Below are 13,118 nucleotides of genomic sequence, written 5' to 3'. Positions count from 1 at the left end.
CACTCCGCACTCTTCTCGAAAGACCTCGTCATGACCCTCCCCCGTCTCTTCTCCGGCATGCAGCCGTCGGCCGACGCCCTCCACGCCGGCAACTTCATCGGCGCCCTGCAGCCCTGGGTCGCCCTCCAAGACGGCCACGACGCCGTCTACTGCGTCGTCGACCTCCACGCCATCACCGTGCCGCAGGATCCCGCGACACTCCGCGCCCGCACCCGCGCGACGGCGGCCCAGTACATCGCCGCCGGAATCGACCCCGCGCGCTCGATCCTGTTCGTGCAGTCGCAGGTACCCGCCCATGCCGAGCTGGCCTGGGTGCTCAACTCGATCACCGGCTTCGGCGAGGCCGGCCGCATGACCCAGTTCAAGGACAAGTCGGCGAAGCAGGGCTCCGACTCGGCGTCGGTCGGGCTCTTCACCTACCCGATCCTCATGGCCGCCGACATCCTGCTCTACGGCACCGAGCTCGTGCCGGTCGGCGACGACCAGAAGCAGCACGTCGAGCTCACCCGCGACCTCGCGAACCGCTTCAATTCGCGCTTCGGCGAGACCTTCGTCGTGCCCGAGCCCTTCATCACCAAAGAGACCGCGCGCATCTACGACCTCCAGAACCCCGAGTCGAAGATGTCGAAGTCGGCCGAGTCCGAGGCCGGAATCATCTGGCTGCTCGACGAGCCGTCGAAGACCGCGAAGAAGATCCGCTCGGCGGTCACCGACACCGGCCGCGAGATCCGCTTCGACCGCGGCGAGAAGGCGGGCGTGTCGAACCTCCTCACGATCCTGTCGGCCTTCTCGGGCGACTCCGTCCCCGTCCTCGAGGAGCGCTACGTCGGGCGCGGCTACGGCGACCTCAAGAAGGACGTCGCGGAGGCCGTGGTCGAGACGTTCACGCCGGTGCGCGAGCGGACGCTCGAGCTTCTGGCTGATCCTGCCGAGCTCGACCGGGTGCTCTCGGCGAACGCCGACCGGGCGAGCGAGATCGCCGAGAAGACCCTCGCCACCGTCTACGACCGCGTCGGGTTCGTGCGCAGGGTGCGCTCGTAGCGCGCGGGGGCCGAGTCGTGTCGCGATGGTGAAGCCGTTCGTGCTGGCGTCCGACCGCCTGCGGCTCGAGGTGCCGCGGACGGCCGACATCGGCGCGATCTACGACGCCTGCCAGGACGACACGCTGCAGCGGTTCACCACCGTGCCGGTGCCCTACACGTTCCAGGACGCCCAGTTCTTCGTCTCGCAGGTCGTCGAACGCGGGTGGACCACCGGGCGCGAATACACCTGGGGGCTCCGCGAGCCCGGGTCGAGCCTCCTGGTCGGCATGGTGAGCATCCGGCTCATGCACCACGACGTGGGCTTCTGGGCGGCGCCGGAGGCACGTGGCCGGGGCCTCATGACCGAGGCCGTCCGCCTCGTGGCCGACTGGGCGTTCGGCGACGGCGGGCTCGACGACGTGCTCTGGGAGGGCTACGTCGGCAACGTCGCCTCCGCCGGCGTCGCACGGAAGGCGGGCTTCACGTACACGGGGTCGGGGCCGGGGCTGCAGCCCGACCGCGACCGGGGGCACCCGCTCTGCTGGAAGGCACGGCTCGGGCGCGACGATTCGCGGGACGAGAAGCCGGGGTGGCCCGCGGAGGCGACCGGGTCGGCTCCTGCGCCCTGAGTCGGTCTGTGACGATTCCCGACACCGCATGTAAGAAGTTCATTTCGCCAGCGACACGGAATACTGCCGCGTCGGTGGCGTTGGTTATGGTCGAAGCAGCCGCCCCGCGGCACCTTCGCCGACCCACACCGAACGAGGCACCGTGAGCACCACAGCAGCCCCCGCGCACGAAGAGCTGCGTCACGCCATGCGGCGCGCGCTCGCGCTGGCGGCGAACGGGCCCGAGCGCGGCACCCACGCGCGAGTCGGGTGCGTGCTGCTCGACGCGGACGGCGCGGTCGTGGCCGAGGGCTGGCACCGTGGCGCAGGCACCGCCCACGCCGAGGTGGACGCCCTCTCGAAGCTCGCCCCCGGGCAGGCCGCCGGGCTCACCGCGGTCGTCACGCTCGAGCCGTGCAACCACTGGGGCCGCACCGGCCCCTGCAGCGAGGCGCTCATCGCGGCCGGCATCGGTCGCGTCGTCTATTCCGTCGCCGACCCGGGTGAGCACTCCGGCGGCGGCGCTGCACGGCTGCGCGAGGCCGGGATCCCCGTCGAGGGCGGCGTGCTCGCCGACGAGGTCGAGGAGTGGATGCGACGCTGGCTCACCGCCGTCCGCCTCGGCCGCCCGTTCGTGACGGTCAAGTGGGCCTCCACGCTCGACGGCCGGGCCGCTGCCGCCGACGGCACGAGCCAGTGGATCACCGGAGCAGCCGCACGAGCGCACGTGCACGAGCAGCGCGCGGCCCACGACGCCATCCTCGTGGGCACCGGCACGGTGCTCGCCGACGACCCGTCTCTGACAGCACGCGGCGACGGCGGCGAGCTCCTCGCCGACCAGCCCGTGCCCGTGGTGGTGGGTTCGCGCGGGATCCCGGAGGGTGCCCGCGTTCTGCGCCACCCGCATCCTGCGATCGTCAGCCGCACCCGCGACCTGGACGCGGTGCTGTCCGACCTCTACTCGCGCGACATCCGCAGCGTCTTCGTCGAGGGCGGCCCCACGGTCGCCAGCGAGTTCGTGCGCCGCGGCCTCGTCGACGACTACCTCGTCTACCTCGCCCCCGCCCTGCTCGGAGGCCCACGGCTCGCTCTCGGCGACCTCGGTGTAGACACGATCGACGACGCTGTGCGGCTCCGAGTCACCAGCGTCACGTCCCTCGGCGGCGACCTCGCGATCGTCGCCCGCAATCAGAGTGAGAGCCCCTCATGACCGACACCCCCGCCGTGCGACCGCACGTCTCCTTCGAGGTCGAGACCACCGTGCCGACGACGCACGGCACGTTCACCATGCGCGCCTACCGCGACCTCGACACCGGTGCCGACCACGTCGCCATCGTCTCGGGCGAGCCCGTCGACGGCGCGCTCGTGCGCGTGCACTCCGAGTGCCTGACCGGCGAGGCGTTCGGCTCGCTCAAGTGCGAGTGCGGCCCGCAGCTCGACGCGGCCCTCGACACGATCCACAACCACGGCGGCGTCGTCATCTACCTCCGCGGTCACGAGGGCCGCGGCATCGGGCTCATCAACAAGCTGCGCGCCTACCGGCTGCAGGAGGACGGCCTCGACACGCTCGACGCGAACCTCGCCCTGGGGCTCCCCGCCGACGCCCGCGAGTACATCGCCGCGGCCGAGATCCTCCGCGACCTCGGGCTCTCGTCGATCCGGCTGCTGAGCAACAACCCCGACAAGAAGGACCAGCTGACCGCGCACGACATCGAGGTGACCGAGATGGTGCCGCTGGTGGTCGGCGTCGGCGCGTTCAACGAGTCGTACCTCGACACGAAGCGCGACCGCATGGGCCACCGCCTGCCCGGGCAGCTCGACACGGGGTTCGACCCGGTCGCGTAGCGCTCCACCCTGCGCTCGCACGTTCGGGTCGTCGGTGTCGGCTCGGCGACACGTGTTGGGGCGGGCGTCATCCTGCTGTAACATGGACGCCCTGGCCGTCACAAGCGGCTGATCACCTTCCCGGTGGCGATGACGCACGGGAGTCCTCCGCGTCATCCTGCGCCGCCTCCCCGGTCGTGTCCGCCCCGACCCCGCGCCGCGCGCCCATCGCCTTCGGCGATCCCCGGCGCACCCGTTCTCGGAGTGCCTCCCATGTCCACCAGCACCACGACGGCCCCGCCGTCGACCTCACCCGCCGTGAACTCGAGAGCCCGCGTGATCGTCGCGAGCCTCATCGGCACCTCGATCGAGTTCTACGACTTCTACGCGTACGCGACCGCCGCCGTCCTCGTCTTCCCGACGCTCTTCTTCGCCAACGCCGACCCGACCGTCGCCCTCCTGTCGTCGTTCGCCGTCTTCGGCGTCGCGTTCATCGCGCGCCCGGTCGGCTCGATCGTGTTCGGCCACTTCGGCGACCGCATCGGCCGCAAGAACACCCTCATCGCGTCCCTCCTCACCATGGGCATCGGCACGTTCCTCATCGGCTGCCTGCCTGCCGCGACGGTGCCCGGATGGCACGTCACCGCGCCGACGATCCTCGTGATCCTGCGCTTCGCCCAGGGCTTCGGCCTCGGCGGCGAGTGGTCGGGCGCCGCACTGCTCGCGACCGAGAACGCCCCCGCGAACAAGCGCGCCATCTACGGAACCTTCCCGCAGCTGGGCGCGCCGATCGGGTTCATGATCGCCAACGGGCTCTTCCTCATCCTGAACCTCACCATGTCGGCGGCCGCGTTCGCGTCGTGGGGCTGGCGCATCCCGTTCCTCGGCAGCGCGATCCTTGTGATCATCGGCCTGTACGCGCGGTTCCGCCTCATCGAGACGCCGGCCTTCACCGCCGTGAAGGAGGCCGGGCAGGTCTCGAAGCTGCCGCTCGGACGCGTGTTCCGCACTTCGTGGCGCCAGGTGATCCTCGGCACGTTCATCATGCTTGCGACGTACACGCTGTTCTACCTGATGACCACGTTCACGCTGACCTACGGCACCACGGCGTCGACCGCGGCGACAGCGGCGAAGGCCGCGGGCAAGCCGTTCTCGGCCGCCGCGTTCGTGCCCGGCCTCGGCTACACCCGCACGCAGTTCCTGCTGATGCTCATCGTGGGCGTCGCGTTCTTCGGCATCTTCACGCTCGTCTCCGGCCCCCTCGCGGAACGCTTCGGGCGCCGGAAGATGCTCATGGCCGTGACCGCCGGGATCCTGGTCTTCGGGTTCCTGTTCGTCCCGCTCTTCTCGGCGGGCTTCGCCGGCGCGCAGGGCCTCCTGATCCTGGGCTTCATCCTCATGGGGCTCACCTTCGGGCCGATGGGAGCGATCCTGCCGGAGCTCTTCCCGGCGAACGTCCGCTACACCGGCTCGGCGATCAGCTACAACGTGTCGAGCATCCTGGGCGCGGCCGTGGCGCCGTTCATCGCCGTGGCGCTCTGGGGCGCCGCGCACGGCTCGACCGTGCTCGTCGGCGTCTACCTCTCGGCGATGGCGCTCATCACGCTGGTCGCGCTCTTCCTCAGCCGCGAGACGCGCGACGTCGACTACTCCGCGAACCTCTCGTAGGAGCCGCTTCCTCGCCTGCCGCTCGCACGTCACGGCGCCTTCGAGCCCCCGTCCGCCGTTCTCCACACGCGGTCGGGGGCTCTCCCGTGCGCGCGTAAAATCGGAGCATCCCCGCTGAAAGGCGTCATGAGCACCGAAACCCCCGCGCGTCCTGCGCCGTCCTCCCCCGCCACGTCCTCGACGTCGCCCGCGCGCGGCCGGGGGCGCGGGCGACGACCCCGCCCAGTCCGTCTCGACAAGAACGGCAGGCCGATCCCCGAGGGGCCGCGGGCCCGGTTCTCGCAGCTGCTGCCGTACCTGCTCGAGCACAGGAAGACGATGGTCGTCGTCATCGTGCTCAGCCTGGCGGGCTCGGCCGCGTCGCTCCTGCAGCCTCTGCTGGTCAGCCGTGTGATCTCGCTGGTGCAGAACAGCAAGCCCCTCGGCATGCTCGTCGTCGCCCTCGTGGCGCTCGTCGTGATCTCCGGCGTGCTCTCGGGCGTGCAGCACTACCTGCTGCAGCGCACCGGCGAGGCCGTCGTGCTGTCGAGCCGGCGGCGTCTCGTCGCGCGAATGCTGCACCTGCCGATCAGCGAGTTCGACGCCCGGCGCACGGGCGACCTCGTCTCGCGCGTCGGCTCCGACACGACGCTTCTCCGCGCCGTCCTCACGCAGGGTCTGGTCGACGCGATCGGCGGCGTCTTCACCTTCGCCGGCGCCATCGTCGGCATGGCGATCATCGATCCCGTGCTGCTCGGTCTCACCGTGATCGTGGTGGCCGCCTCGGTCGTCGTCGTGGTGTCGCTCTCGCGCCGGATCAGGGTGGCCTCCCAACGTGCGCAGCGCAAGGTTGGCGACCTCACCGCCGCCGTCGAGCGGGCGATCTCGTCCATCCGCACCGTGCGCGCCTCGGGCGCGACCGAGCGGGAGATCCGGGCCATCGACGTCGACTCGGAGGGCGCCTACGACCGCGGGCTCGAGGTCGCCAGCGCGTCGGCGGTCGTCGTGCCCATCGCCAGCGTCGCCATGCAGGTGTCGTTCCTCGTGGTCCTCGGCGTGGGCGGCTTCCGCGTGGCTAGCGGCGCCGACACGATCGCGCAGCTCGTGTCGTTCATCCTGTTCCTGTTCCTCATGATCATGCCGCTCGGCAACGCGTTCGGCGCCGTCACGAGCGTCAACTCGGCTCTCGGTGCCCTGGGCCGGATCCAGGAGATCATCGAGCTGCCCAGCGAGAAGGAGGGCGACTCCGCCATCGCGGCCGACCTCCCGGTCTCGCGCTCCGGCCTCGACTCGCAGGGCGACGACGATACCGATGCCGCAGTCCGCTTCGACTCGGTGCAGTTCGCCTACCCCGCGGCACCGCCGGCCGACGACGGCCTCCTCCCCCCGCTCGACCCGGAGGCGGCTGCGCGACGGGACGACATCGACCTCACCGTGCTGCGGGGCGTGAGCTTCTCCGCTCGCCGCGGCCAGCGGACGGCCCTCGTCGGGCCGTCGGGCGCCGGGAAGTCGACGATCCTCGCCCTCATCGAGCGGTTCTACGACGTCGACTCCGGCGGCGTGTCGATCGACGGCGTCGACGTGCGATCGCTCGACCGCGACGACCTCCGCGCCCGCATCGGCTACGTCGAGCAGGACGCCCCTGTGCTGGCCGGCACGATCCGCGACAACCTCGTGCTCTCGCGGCCCGATGCCACCGACGACGACTGCCGTCGCGTCCTCGAGGCCGTGAACCTCACCAGCGTCCTCGAACGCGGCTCGCACGGACTCGACACCCAGGTCGGCGAAGACGGCGTGCTGCTCTCGGGCGGCGAGAAGCAGAGGCTGGCGATCGCACGCACGCTGCTCGCGGCTCCGCCGATCCTGCTGCTCGACGAGTCCACGTCGTCGCTCGACGGCATCAACGAGCAGCGGCTGCGCGAAGCCATCGACGCCGTGGCCGAGAACCGCACGCTCATCGTGATCGCCCACCGGCTCTCGACCGTCGTCGACTCCGACCAGATCGTCGTGCTCGAGCACGGGCAGGTGGTCGGCGTGGGCACGCACTCCGAACTCGTGAAGACGACGCCCCTGTACCGCGACCTCGCGAAGCACCAGCTGCTCGTGTAGCCAGGCGGTGCGGGGATGCGGCGGTTTCACGCACTGCGGCGCCACCTGTCGCGCCCCGATGCGGCGCGTTTCACGCACTGCGGCGCGACGCGACGCGTGATCACGCGTGAAAGGCGCCGCATCCCTGTGCGCCACGCGGGCCAGGCACATGAGGGCTCGCGCTAGGACCCGCTGGTGCTCGACTCGACGACGGCACCCGCGGCGCGGAGCTCGTCGAGAGCGGCGGCGCTGGGCCCAGGGGCGACGCCGGCCACGAGGTCGCTCAGGATCCTGACGCCCAAGCCGGCTCGCCGCGCGTCGAGGGCCGTAGCCCGCACGCAATGGTCGGTCGCGATTCCGACCACGTCGACCGTGTCCACGCCCGCGGCGGCGAGCGCCTCGGACGGTGCGGCGCCGTCGTCGGTCGTGCCCTCGAAGAGCGAGTAGGCGGGCCGGCCCTGCCCCTTCCGCACGTGCACGTCGATCGCATCGGCGGCGAGGCCAGGGTGGTACTCGGCGCCCGGAGTGCCCGCGACGCAGTGCACGGGCCAGGTGCTGATGAAATCAGGAGCCGAGGCGCCCGCGAAGTGCCCGCCGTTGTCGTCGTCGCCGTGATGCCAGTCGCGCGACGCCATCACGAGGTCGTAGCGACCGGGATTCGCCTGGAGCAGCGATGTGATGCCGGCGGCGACCTTCGCACCGCCCTCGACGCCGAGCGCGCCCCCCTCGGTGAAGTCGTTCTGGACGTCGACGATGAGAAGCGCGCGAGTCATGATCCGATTCTGCCAGCGCCGGGCCGGAGGAGCGAAGCGCGGGCCGGCGACACCGCACCACCCGCAGGCGGCTCAGTTGTTGGAGAGGTTCGCCCCGCACGAGTAGACCGCCGTCGTCAGCGTGTCGAGCGCCTGCATCGACGTGGCGGCGTTGAGGTTGCCCTCGGCGAAGAAGGCGAAGGTGAGCTTCGTGCCGTCCTTGGCGTCGATGACACCCGCGAGCGTGTAGGCGGTGGCGATCGACCCGGTCTTGGCGTGGACCTGTCCGCGCGCGATCGCGTTGGCACCGGTGAAGCGGGTGGCGAGCGTGCCCGTCTGACCCGAGATGGGCAGGGCGTCGTACAGGATGCCGAGGTTGGCGTTGCGCCCGAGCACCAGGGTCATCAGCGCCGCCTCGAAGGAGGACGGCACGCCGTCTTTGTAGCTCTCGCCGGAGCCGTCGATGATCGTGAGCTTCGACGTGTCGAGACCGTAGGTCTTGTTGAGCACCTTCTTGTAGACGTCGGTGAGCGACGCGGCCGAGCCGTCGGCACCCGACACCTTGGACGACACGCGTGCCATCATCTCGGCGAGCGTGTTGTCGCTGTTCGGGATCATCTGCCCGATGAGGGTCGAGATCGGCTGCGACTGCACCTTCGCCAGGGTGTTGTGCGAGGTGTTCTTCGCCTGGACGAGCTTCGCCGTCGAGGCGCCGTTCACGCCCGCGGCCACGAGGGCCTGCTGGAAGGCCTGGCCTGCGCGCATGACCGGGTCGGTGCTGCGCGGGCTGGTCTGCTGCGTGGGGTCGGCGCGGTCGCCGTCGACCATGAGCGGGACGACCTCGGGCTGGTAGCCGATGGTGCGCTCGGTGACGGGCCAGGTGGAGTCGTACGCGTCGGCGTTGTTCCAGTACGTCGAGTCGAGGTCGATCGTGGTGATCGCGTTGCTGCCGAGTTTGGCCTTGACGTCGGCGGCGAGCGTCGCGAGCTTCGGGGCGCCCTTGTAGTAGCTCTCGGAGCCGACGGGCGTCGCGCTCAATGTCGCGTCGCCGCCGCCGATCAGCGAGATGGTGCCGCCGGCGCCCGAGCCGTTGACCGTGGTGGTGAACCGGTAGTCGGGGCCAAGGACCGCGAGGGCGACCGAGGCCGTCAGCGTCTTCATGACGCTCGCGGTCGCCACCGGGGTCGAGCCGTTGCGGTCGAAGAGCGTCTGGCCCGTGGACGAGTTGACGACGGTGCCCTGGAAGGTGCCGAGCCCCGCGGCGGCGGCCTGGCTGTCGACCGAGCAGGTGCGCAGGGTCGTCGCACCGGGGAGGGTCGTCGGCACGGGCCGGGCGGGGGCGGCCGGGGTCTTGCTGGCGGTCGGCGAGGGGGCGGAAGACGCCCCGCCTCCTCCTGCACCCTGGGGCCCGCCCGCGGTCGACGAGGACGGAGCGGTCGCCGCACCCGCCGCGAGCGCCCCGCCGCCGAAGAGGACGACGGCCACTGCGCCCGCGAGGATCAGCGAGGTGCTCTTGTGCGTGCGCACCCACGCGCCGACGCGGCCGAAGCCGCCGGCCGAGGAGGAGTCGTCGGAAGTCATCGCGACCATCCTACGAAAGGGTCGGCTCGATTCCATGCCGGAAGCGGCATCTGTGGAGAACTCGGCGACCCCAGAACGAGTGGCCTATCTCGCGCAGGCGGCGTGAACGACTATCCGGCGCAGGATCCGACACCCGCACCCGGCGAGGTCACACGTCGAGGTCGGCCGCCCGCGCGTACGACCGCTGCGCACCGACGCCGCCGATCGCGAAGCTGCCGGCGCGGACGCCGAGGGCGACGGCCTTCCCGAGGTCGTCGCCGCGGGAGAGCGCGAAGGCCACGGCGCCGACGAACGCGTCGCCGGCGCCGGTCGTGTCGACCACGTCGGCCACCTGCGGAGCCGGGACGTGGGCCCCTGCGCCCGCGCCGTCGCCCTCGCGCGACGCCCAGACCGCACCGGCGCCGCCGAGCGTGACGACCGCCGACCGGGCGTGCTCGAGCAGGCGCGGCATCGCGGCCAGGGCCGCGTCGACATCGGACACGTCGGATCCGAGGAGCTGGCCGGCCTCGGTCTCGTTGACGACCAGCGGGTCGGCGAGTGCCAGGGCGGCGGGGGCGAGCGGGAGGTAGGGGGCGAGGTTGACGATGACGCGGGCTCCTGCACCCTGGGCCGCGTGCACCGTGGCCTCGATGACGGGCGCCGGGAGCTCGGCCTGCACGACGACGATCGCGCCGGGCCCGGCGAGTCGGCTGACGACGCCCGAGGCGCGCTCGGCCGTGACCGTGGCGTTCGCGCCCGAGACGACGGTGATGCTGTTCTCTCCGTCGGCGTCGACCGAGATGAGGGCGAGGCCGGTGGGGTGCGCGTCGACGATCTGCACGTCGTCGACCGACACGCCGTCGGTGGCGAGGCCGCGCAGGATCACGGCGCCGTCGTCGTCACGCCCGACCGCGCCGACGAAATGCACGTCGCCCCCGAGTCGCGCTGCCGCGACGGCCTGGTTGGCGCCCTTGCCGCCGGGCTGCTTGGTCATGCCCGTGGCGAGCGTCGTCTCGCCGGGTCGCGGGGTGCGCGGGACCCTCACGAGGTAGTCCTGGTTCGCCGAGCCGACGACGACGATGCGCGAGTGTTCCACTCCCCCAGCCTGGCACACCCCTGTCTCGCGCCGCGGCGGCACGGGAGGAGATCGGGCCGCGCGACGGGTCTTCGGGAGGAAACGTCAGGCGCAGGAGACGTCCGGGAGGATGAAGGAAGGCCACTTCCTCCCCGGGCACACCGCTTGTCGGTCGCATCGATGACCGGGAGGAGGGGATTCCGCCGCGGCGGCGGAGCCGCTCGCGCCCCCGCCATGAGCGCAGCGAAGTGGCACGCGCCGAGAGGCGCCAGACGAGCACTGACCTGATCGCGGCCTCCGGCCGCCCGCGGCGGCGAAGCCGCTCGCGGCACGAGCACAACGCGGGAGTCCGGCGCGGAGCCGACGAAGGAGGCGGAGCGCAGACGCACCCCGATCGTGAGCCGCCTATCAGAATCGAACTGATGACCTATTCATTACGAGTGAATCGCTCTACCGACTGAGCTAAGGCGGCGTGTTCGCGGCTCGGGAGCCGCGGGCACAGTCAAATACTGTACCTGATCGCGGGGGTGCTCGGTGACCACCCGACCGGGTGTGATTCGGATCGGCCCCGGGCTGCGCGTGGCGCTCCGAAAGTCGCCGCGGGGCCGATCCACGAGGCCGCATCTGCACCGTCACGGCCCCGGGTCTGGTGGTCGGGCTACCCGAATCGTCCGTTGACGTAGTCGGAGGTCCGGGGATCCTGCGGGTTCTCGAACATGTCCTGCGTGGGGCCGTGTTCGACGATTGCTCCGGGGGTGCCGGCTTCCGCGAGGAAGAAGGCGCACCGGTCGGAGACGCGCTGGGCCTGCTGCATGTTGTGGGTGACGATGACGATGGTGACGTCGTTGGCGAGCTCGGTGATGGTCTGCTCGATGCGGCGGGTGGAGGTGGGGTCGAGGGCGGAGCAGGGCTCGTCCATCAGGAGCACGCGGGGCCGCACGGCGAGCGATCTCGCGATGCAGAGGCGCTGCTGCTGGCCGCCGGAGAGGCCGCCACCGGCCTGGCGCAGGCGGTCTTTCACCTCGGTCCAGAGGCCGGCCTTGGTGAGGGTCTCCTCGACGAGGTCGGTCCGGGAGGCCCGGTCGAGTTTCCGGCCGGTGAGCCCGAGCCCGGCGAGCACGTTGTCCTGGATGCTCATGGCGGGGAACGGATTGGGCTTCTGGAACACCATGCCGATCTGACGCCGAGCGTCCGTGATGCGGCGTGAGGCGTCGTAGATGTCGACGTCGTCGAGCAGCACCTCGCCGGCGAGCGACGCCTTGGGGACGAGCTCGTGCATGCGGTTGAGGGTGCGCAGGAAGGTGCTCTTGCCGCATCCGGACGGCCCGATGAGCGCGGTGACCTGCCCGGCGGGCATCGTCAGCGACACTCGGTCGAGAACCTTGTGGTCGCCGAACCAGGCCGAGACGGCGCGGGCGTCGAGAGTGGCGGGCGCAGGATCGTCGAGAGTGTCGACGGCGGTGGCCTGGTCGAACCAGGCGTCGAACTCGGAGGCGAGGGAGTCTGTGTCGGTCATGGTGTCTTTCGGTTCACATCAGGTTCGGGAGCAGGACGGTGAGCTGGCCGGCGGCGAACAGCCCGACCGCGAGCACGACGGGCACGGCGACCACGAGGGTCTGCCGGCGCCCCCAGAGGCGCATGCCCACGGCGAAGAGGGCGACCATGCCGGCGAGAGCGATGAGGCCGAGCACGACGAACGGCCAGACGTCTCCGTCGCCCGCCATGGTCAGCTCCTGCGGGGAAAGCGCGGCGTAGCTGAAGACGGGCTGGGGGGTCACGGCGGCTTTCGTCACGAGTTTCGCGTCGACACGGACCACGGTGTCGGGGAGGTAGGGCAGGCCGGCGCCGGAGACGAGAGTGAGTCTCCCTGCTCCTGCCGCCAGGGGTTGGGGCACGCGGTCGCCCGGGTAGCGGATGTCGGTGACGACGTAGCGGGCCCGGCCCTGTCCGGTGACGGTGGTGAGGACGTCGCCGACGTGCAGCCGGCCGATCTGGCCGAAGGGCCCGCCGTAGCCGGTCTGCCGCCCGTAGACGACGCTCGCGCCGGCCTGCCCGGGCAGCGGGGTGTCGCGGCGGTGCCCGGGGCCCGAGCGCGTGATGTCGGAGGTCGTTCCCTCGAGGACGACAGCGTTCAGGCCGATGCTGGGTGCTCGCAGGATCGCGACCGGTGTCCCGGGGTCGACGAGGCGGCCGTCCTGACCCGTCTGCCCGACGGGTGCGGTCGCGTTCGCGAGCTGGTAGCGGAACGAGTCGAGCTCGAGCTGCTGGTCGCGGAGGTAGCTGATCTGCGAGACGCCGATGAACTGGACGGCGAAGCCGAGGAGGAGCAGTCCGACCACGATCACAGCGGAGCCGCCGAAGCGCCAGCGGTCGGGCTCGCCGAGCACGGGAAGGGCCCGGGCGGCGGGACTCGCGGTGTCTCGCGACCAGCCTGAGGAGGCGGTGAGGGGGGAACTCGTCATCGGCGGCAATCGTGGGAGGACGGACGGGGAAGAAGGAGGTGGGCGGGTCGCCCGGCACGGCGGATGCCGGCCGGGCGACC

Annotated in this window: 10 protein-coding genes, 1 tRNA gene and 1 pseudogene; 6 read left to right on the top strand and 6 right to left on the bottom strand. The window is 71.3% G+C overall.

All coding sequences use genetic code 11. The features are described from left to right. The first annotated feature begins 30 nt into the window (after positions 1 to 30). The 6 genes and pseudogenes from trpS to C8E83_RS01300 all read left to right on the top strand — a co-directional run bounded on the left by trpS (position 31) and on the right by C8E83_RS01300 (position 7,210). Positions 31 to 1,041, top strand: coding sequence for a tryptophan--tRNA ligase (gene trpS / locus C8E83_RS01325; RefSeq protein ID WP_245981332.1), 1,011 nt, complete (start codon positions 31 to 33; stop codon positions 1,039 to 1,041). Positions 1,042 to 1,066: 25 nt separating this feature from the next. Continuing rightward, positions 1,067 to 1,651, top strand: coding sequence for a GNAT family N-acetyltransferase (locus C8E83_RS01320; RefSeq protein WP_121368074.1), 585 nt, complete (start codon positions 1,067 to 1,069; stop codon positions 1,649 to 1,651). Between the two features lie 187 nt (positions 1,652 to 1,838). Beyond that, complete coding sequence (gene ribD, locus C8E83_RS01315) at positions 1,839 to 2,840, top strand: bifunctional diaminohydroxyphosphoribosylaminopyrimidine deaminase/5-amino-6-(5-phosphoribosylamino)uracil reductase RibD (protein WP_121368073.1); 1,002 nt, start codon at positions 1,839 to 1,841, stop codon at positions 2,838 to 2,840. Between the two features lie 26 nt (positions 2,841 to 2,866). Then, positions 2,867 to 3,475: pseudogene (gene ribA, locus C8E83_RS01310) on the top strand (GTP cyclohydrolase II); the annotation flags it as partial. Between the two features lie 252 nt (positions 3,476 to 3,727). Continuing rightward, positions 3,728 to 5,122, top strand: a complete 1,395-nt coding sequence (locus C8E83_RS01305; protein WP_121368071.1) for an MFS transporter — start codon at positions 3,728 to 3,730, stop codon at positions 5,120 to 5,122. 126 nt (positions 5,123 to 5,248) lie between these two features. Then, positions 5,249 to 7,210 carry an ABC transporter ATP-binding protein gene (locus C8E83_RS01300; RefSeq protein ID WP_121368070.1) on the top strand — a complete coding sequence of 654 codons (1,962 nt, stop codon included), beginning with the start codon at positions 5,249 to 5,251 and terminating at the stop codon, positions 7,208 to 7,210. Positions 7,211 to 7,371: 161 nt separating this feature from the next. Here the strand turns inward: C8E83_RS01300 and C8E83_RS01295 are convergent, their stop codons facing one another. The 6 genes from C8E83_RS01295 to C8E83_RS01270 all read right to left on the bottom strand — a co-directional run bounded on the left by C8E83_RS01295 (position 7,372) and on the right by C8E83_RS01270 (position 13,038). Then, positions 7,372 to 7,962 carry an isochorismatase family protein gene (locus tag C8E83_RS01295; RefSeq protein WP_121368069.1) on the bottom strand — a complete coding sequence of 197 codons (591 nt, stop codon included), beginning with the start codon at positions 7,960 to 7,962 and terminating at the stop codon, positions 7,372 to 7,374. Positions 7,963 to 8,034: 72 nt separating this feature from the next. Further along, the gene (dacB, locus tag C8E83_RS01290) at positions 8,035 to 9,522 is read right to left on the bottom strand and encodes a D-alanyl-D-alanine carboxypeptidase/D-alanyl-D-alanine endopeptidase (RefSeq protein WP_147430042.1); all 1,488 of its coding nucleotides are present in this window, start codon (positions 9,520 to 9,522) and stop codon (positions 8,035 to 8,037) included. Between the two features lie 148 nt (positions 9,523 to 9,670). Beyond that, on the bottom strand, positions 9,671 to 10,597 hold the full coding sequence (locus C8E83_RS01285; protein WP_121368067.1) for a ribokinase: 927 nt from the start codon (positions 10,595 to 10,597) through the stop codon (positions 9,671 to 9,673). A 378-nt stretch (positions 10,598 to 10,975) separates the two neighbouring features. After that, positions 10,976 to 11,048: transfer RNA gene (locus C8E83_RS01280), tRNA-Thr, on the bottom strand. Between the two features lie 186 nt (positions 11,049 to 11,234). Further along, positions 11,235 to 12,092, bottom strand: a complete 858-nt coding sequence (locus C8E83_RS01275) for a phosphate ABC transporter ATP-binding protein (protein ID WP_121368066.1) — start codon at positions 12,090 to 12,092, stop codon at positions 11,235 to 11,237. A 13-nt stretch (positions 12,093 to 12,105) separates the two neighbouring features. Further along, the gene (locus C8E83_RS01270; protein WP_121368065.1) at positions 12,106 to 13,038 is read right to left on the bottom strand and encodes a sortase; all 933 of its coding nucleotides are present in this window, start codon (positions 13,036 to 13,038) and stop codon (positions 12,106 to 12,108) included. Between the last annotated feature and the right edge of the window lie 80 nt (positions 13,039 to 13,118).

This window comes from Frondihabitans australicus, assembly GCF_003634555.1.
Classification (GTDB): Bacteria; Actinomycetota; Actinomycetes; order Actinomycetales; family Microbacteriaceae; genus Frondihabitans; species Frondihabitans australicus.
This window is presented reverse-complemented; position numbering and strand designations above follow the sequence as displayed.

Excerpts from the sequence above, each read along its gene's own strand:
- trpS (WP_245981332.1), top strand. The coding sequence starts at position 31 with ATGACCCTCCCCCGTCTCTTCTCCGGCATGCAGCCGTCGGCCGACGCC.
- C8E83_RS01320 (WP_121368074.1), top strand. The coding sequence starts at position 1,067 with ATGGTGAAGCCGTTCGTGCTGGCGTCCGACCGCCTGCGGCTCGAGGTG.
- ribD (WP_121368073.1), top strand. The coding sequence starts at position 1,839 with ATGCGGCGCGCGCTCGCGCTGGCGGCGAACGGGCCCGAGCGCGGCACC.
- C8E83_RS01305 (WP_121368071.1), top strand. The coding sequence starts at position 3,728 with ATGTCCACCAGCACCACGACGGCCCCGCCGTCGACCTCACCCGCCGTG.
- C8E83_RS01300 (WP_121368070.1), top strand. The coding sequence starts at position 5,249 with ATGAGCACCGAAACCCCCGCGCGTCCTGCGCCGTCCTCCCCCGCCACG.
- C8E83_RS01295 (WP_121368069.1), bottom strand. The coding sequence starts at position 7,962 with ATGACTCGCGCGCTTCTCATCGTCGACGTCCAGAACGACTTCACCGAG.
- dacB (WP_147430042.1), bottom strand. The coding sequence starts at position 9,522 with ATGACTTCCGACGACTCCTCCTCGGCCGGCGGCTTCGGCCGCGTCGGC.
- C8E83_RS01275 (WP_121368066.1), bottom strand. The coding sequence starts at position 12,092 with ATGACCGACACAGACTCCCTCGCCTCCGAGTTCGACGCCTGGTTCGAC.
- C8E83_RS01270 (WP_121368065.1), bottom strand. The coding sequence starts at position 13,038 with ATGACGAGTTCCCCCCTCACCGCCTCCTCAGGCTGGTCGCGAGACACC.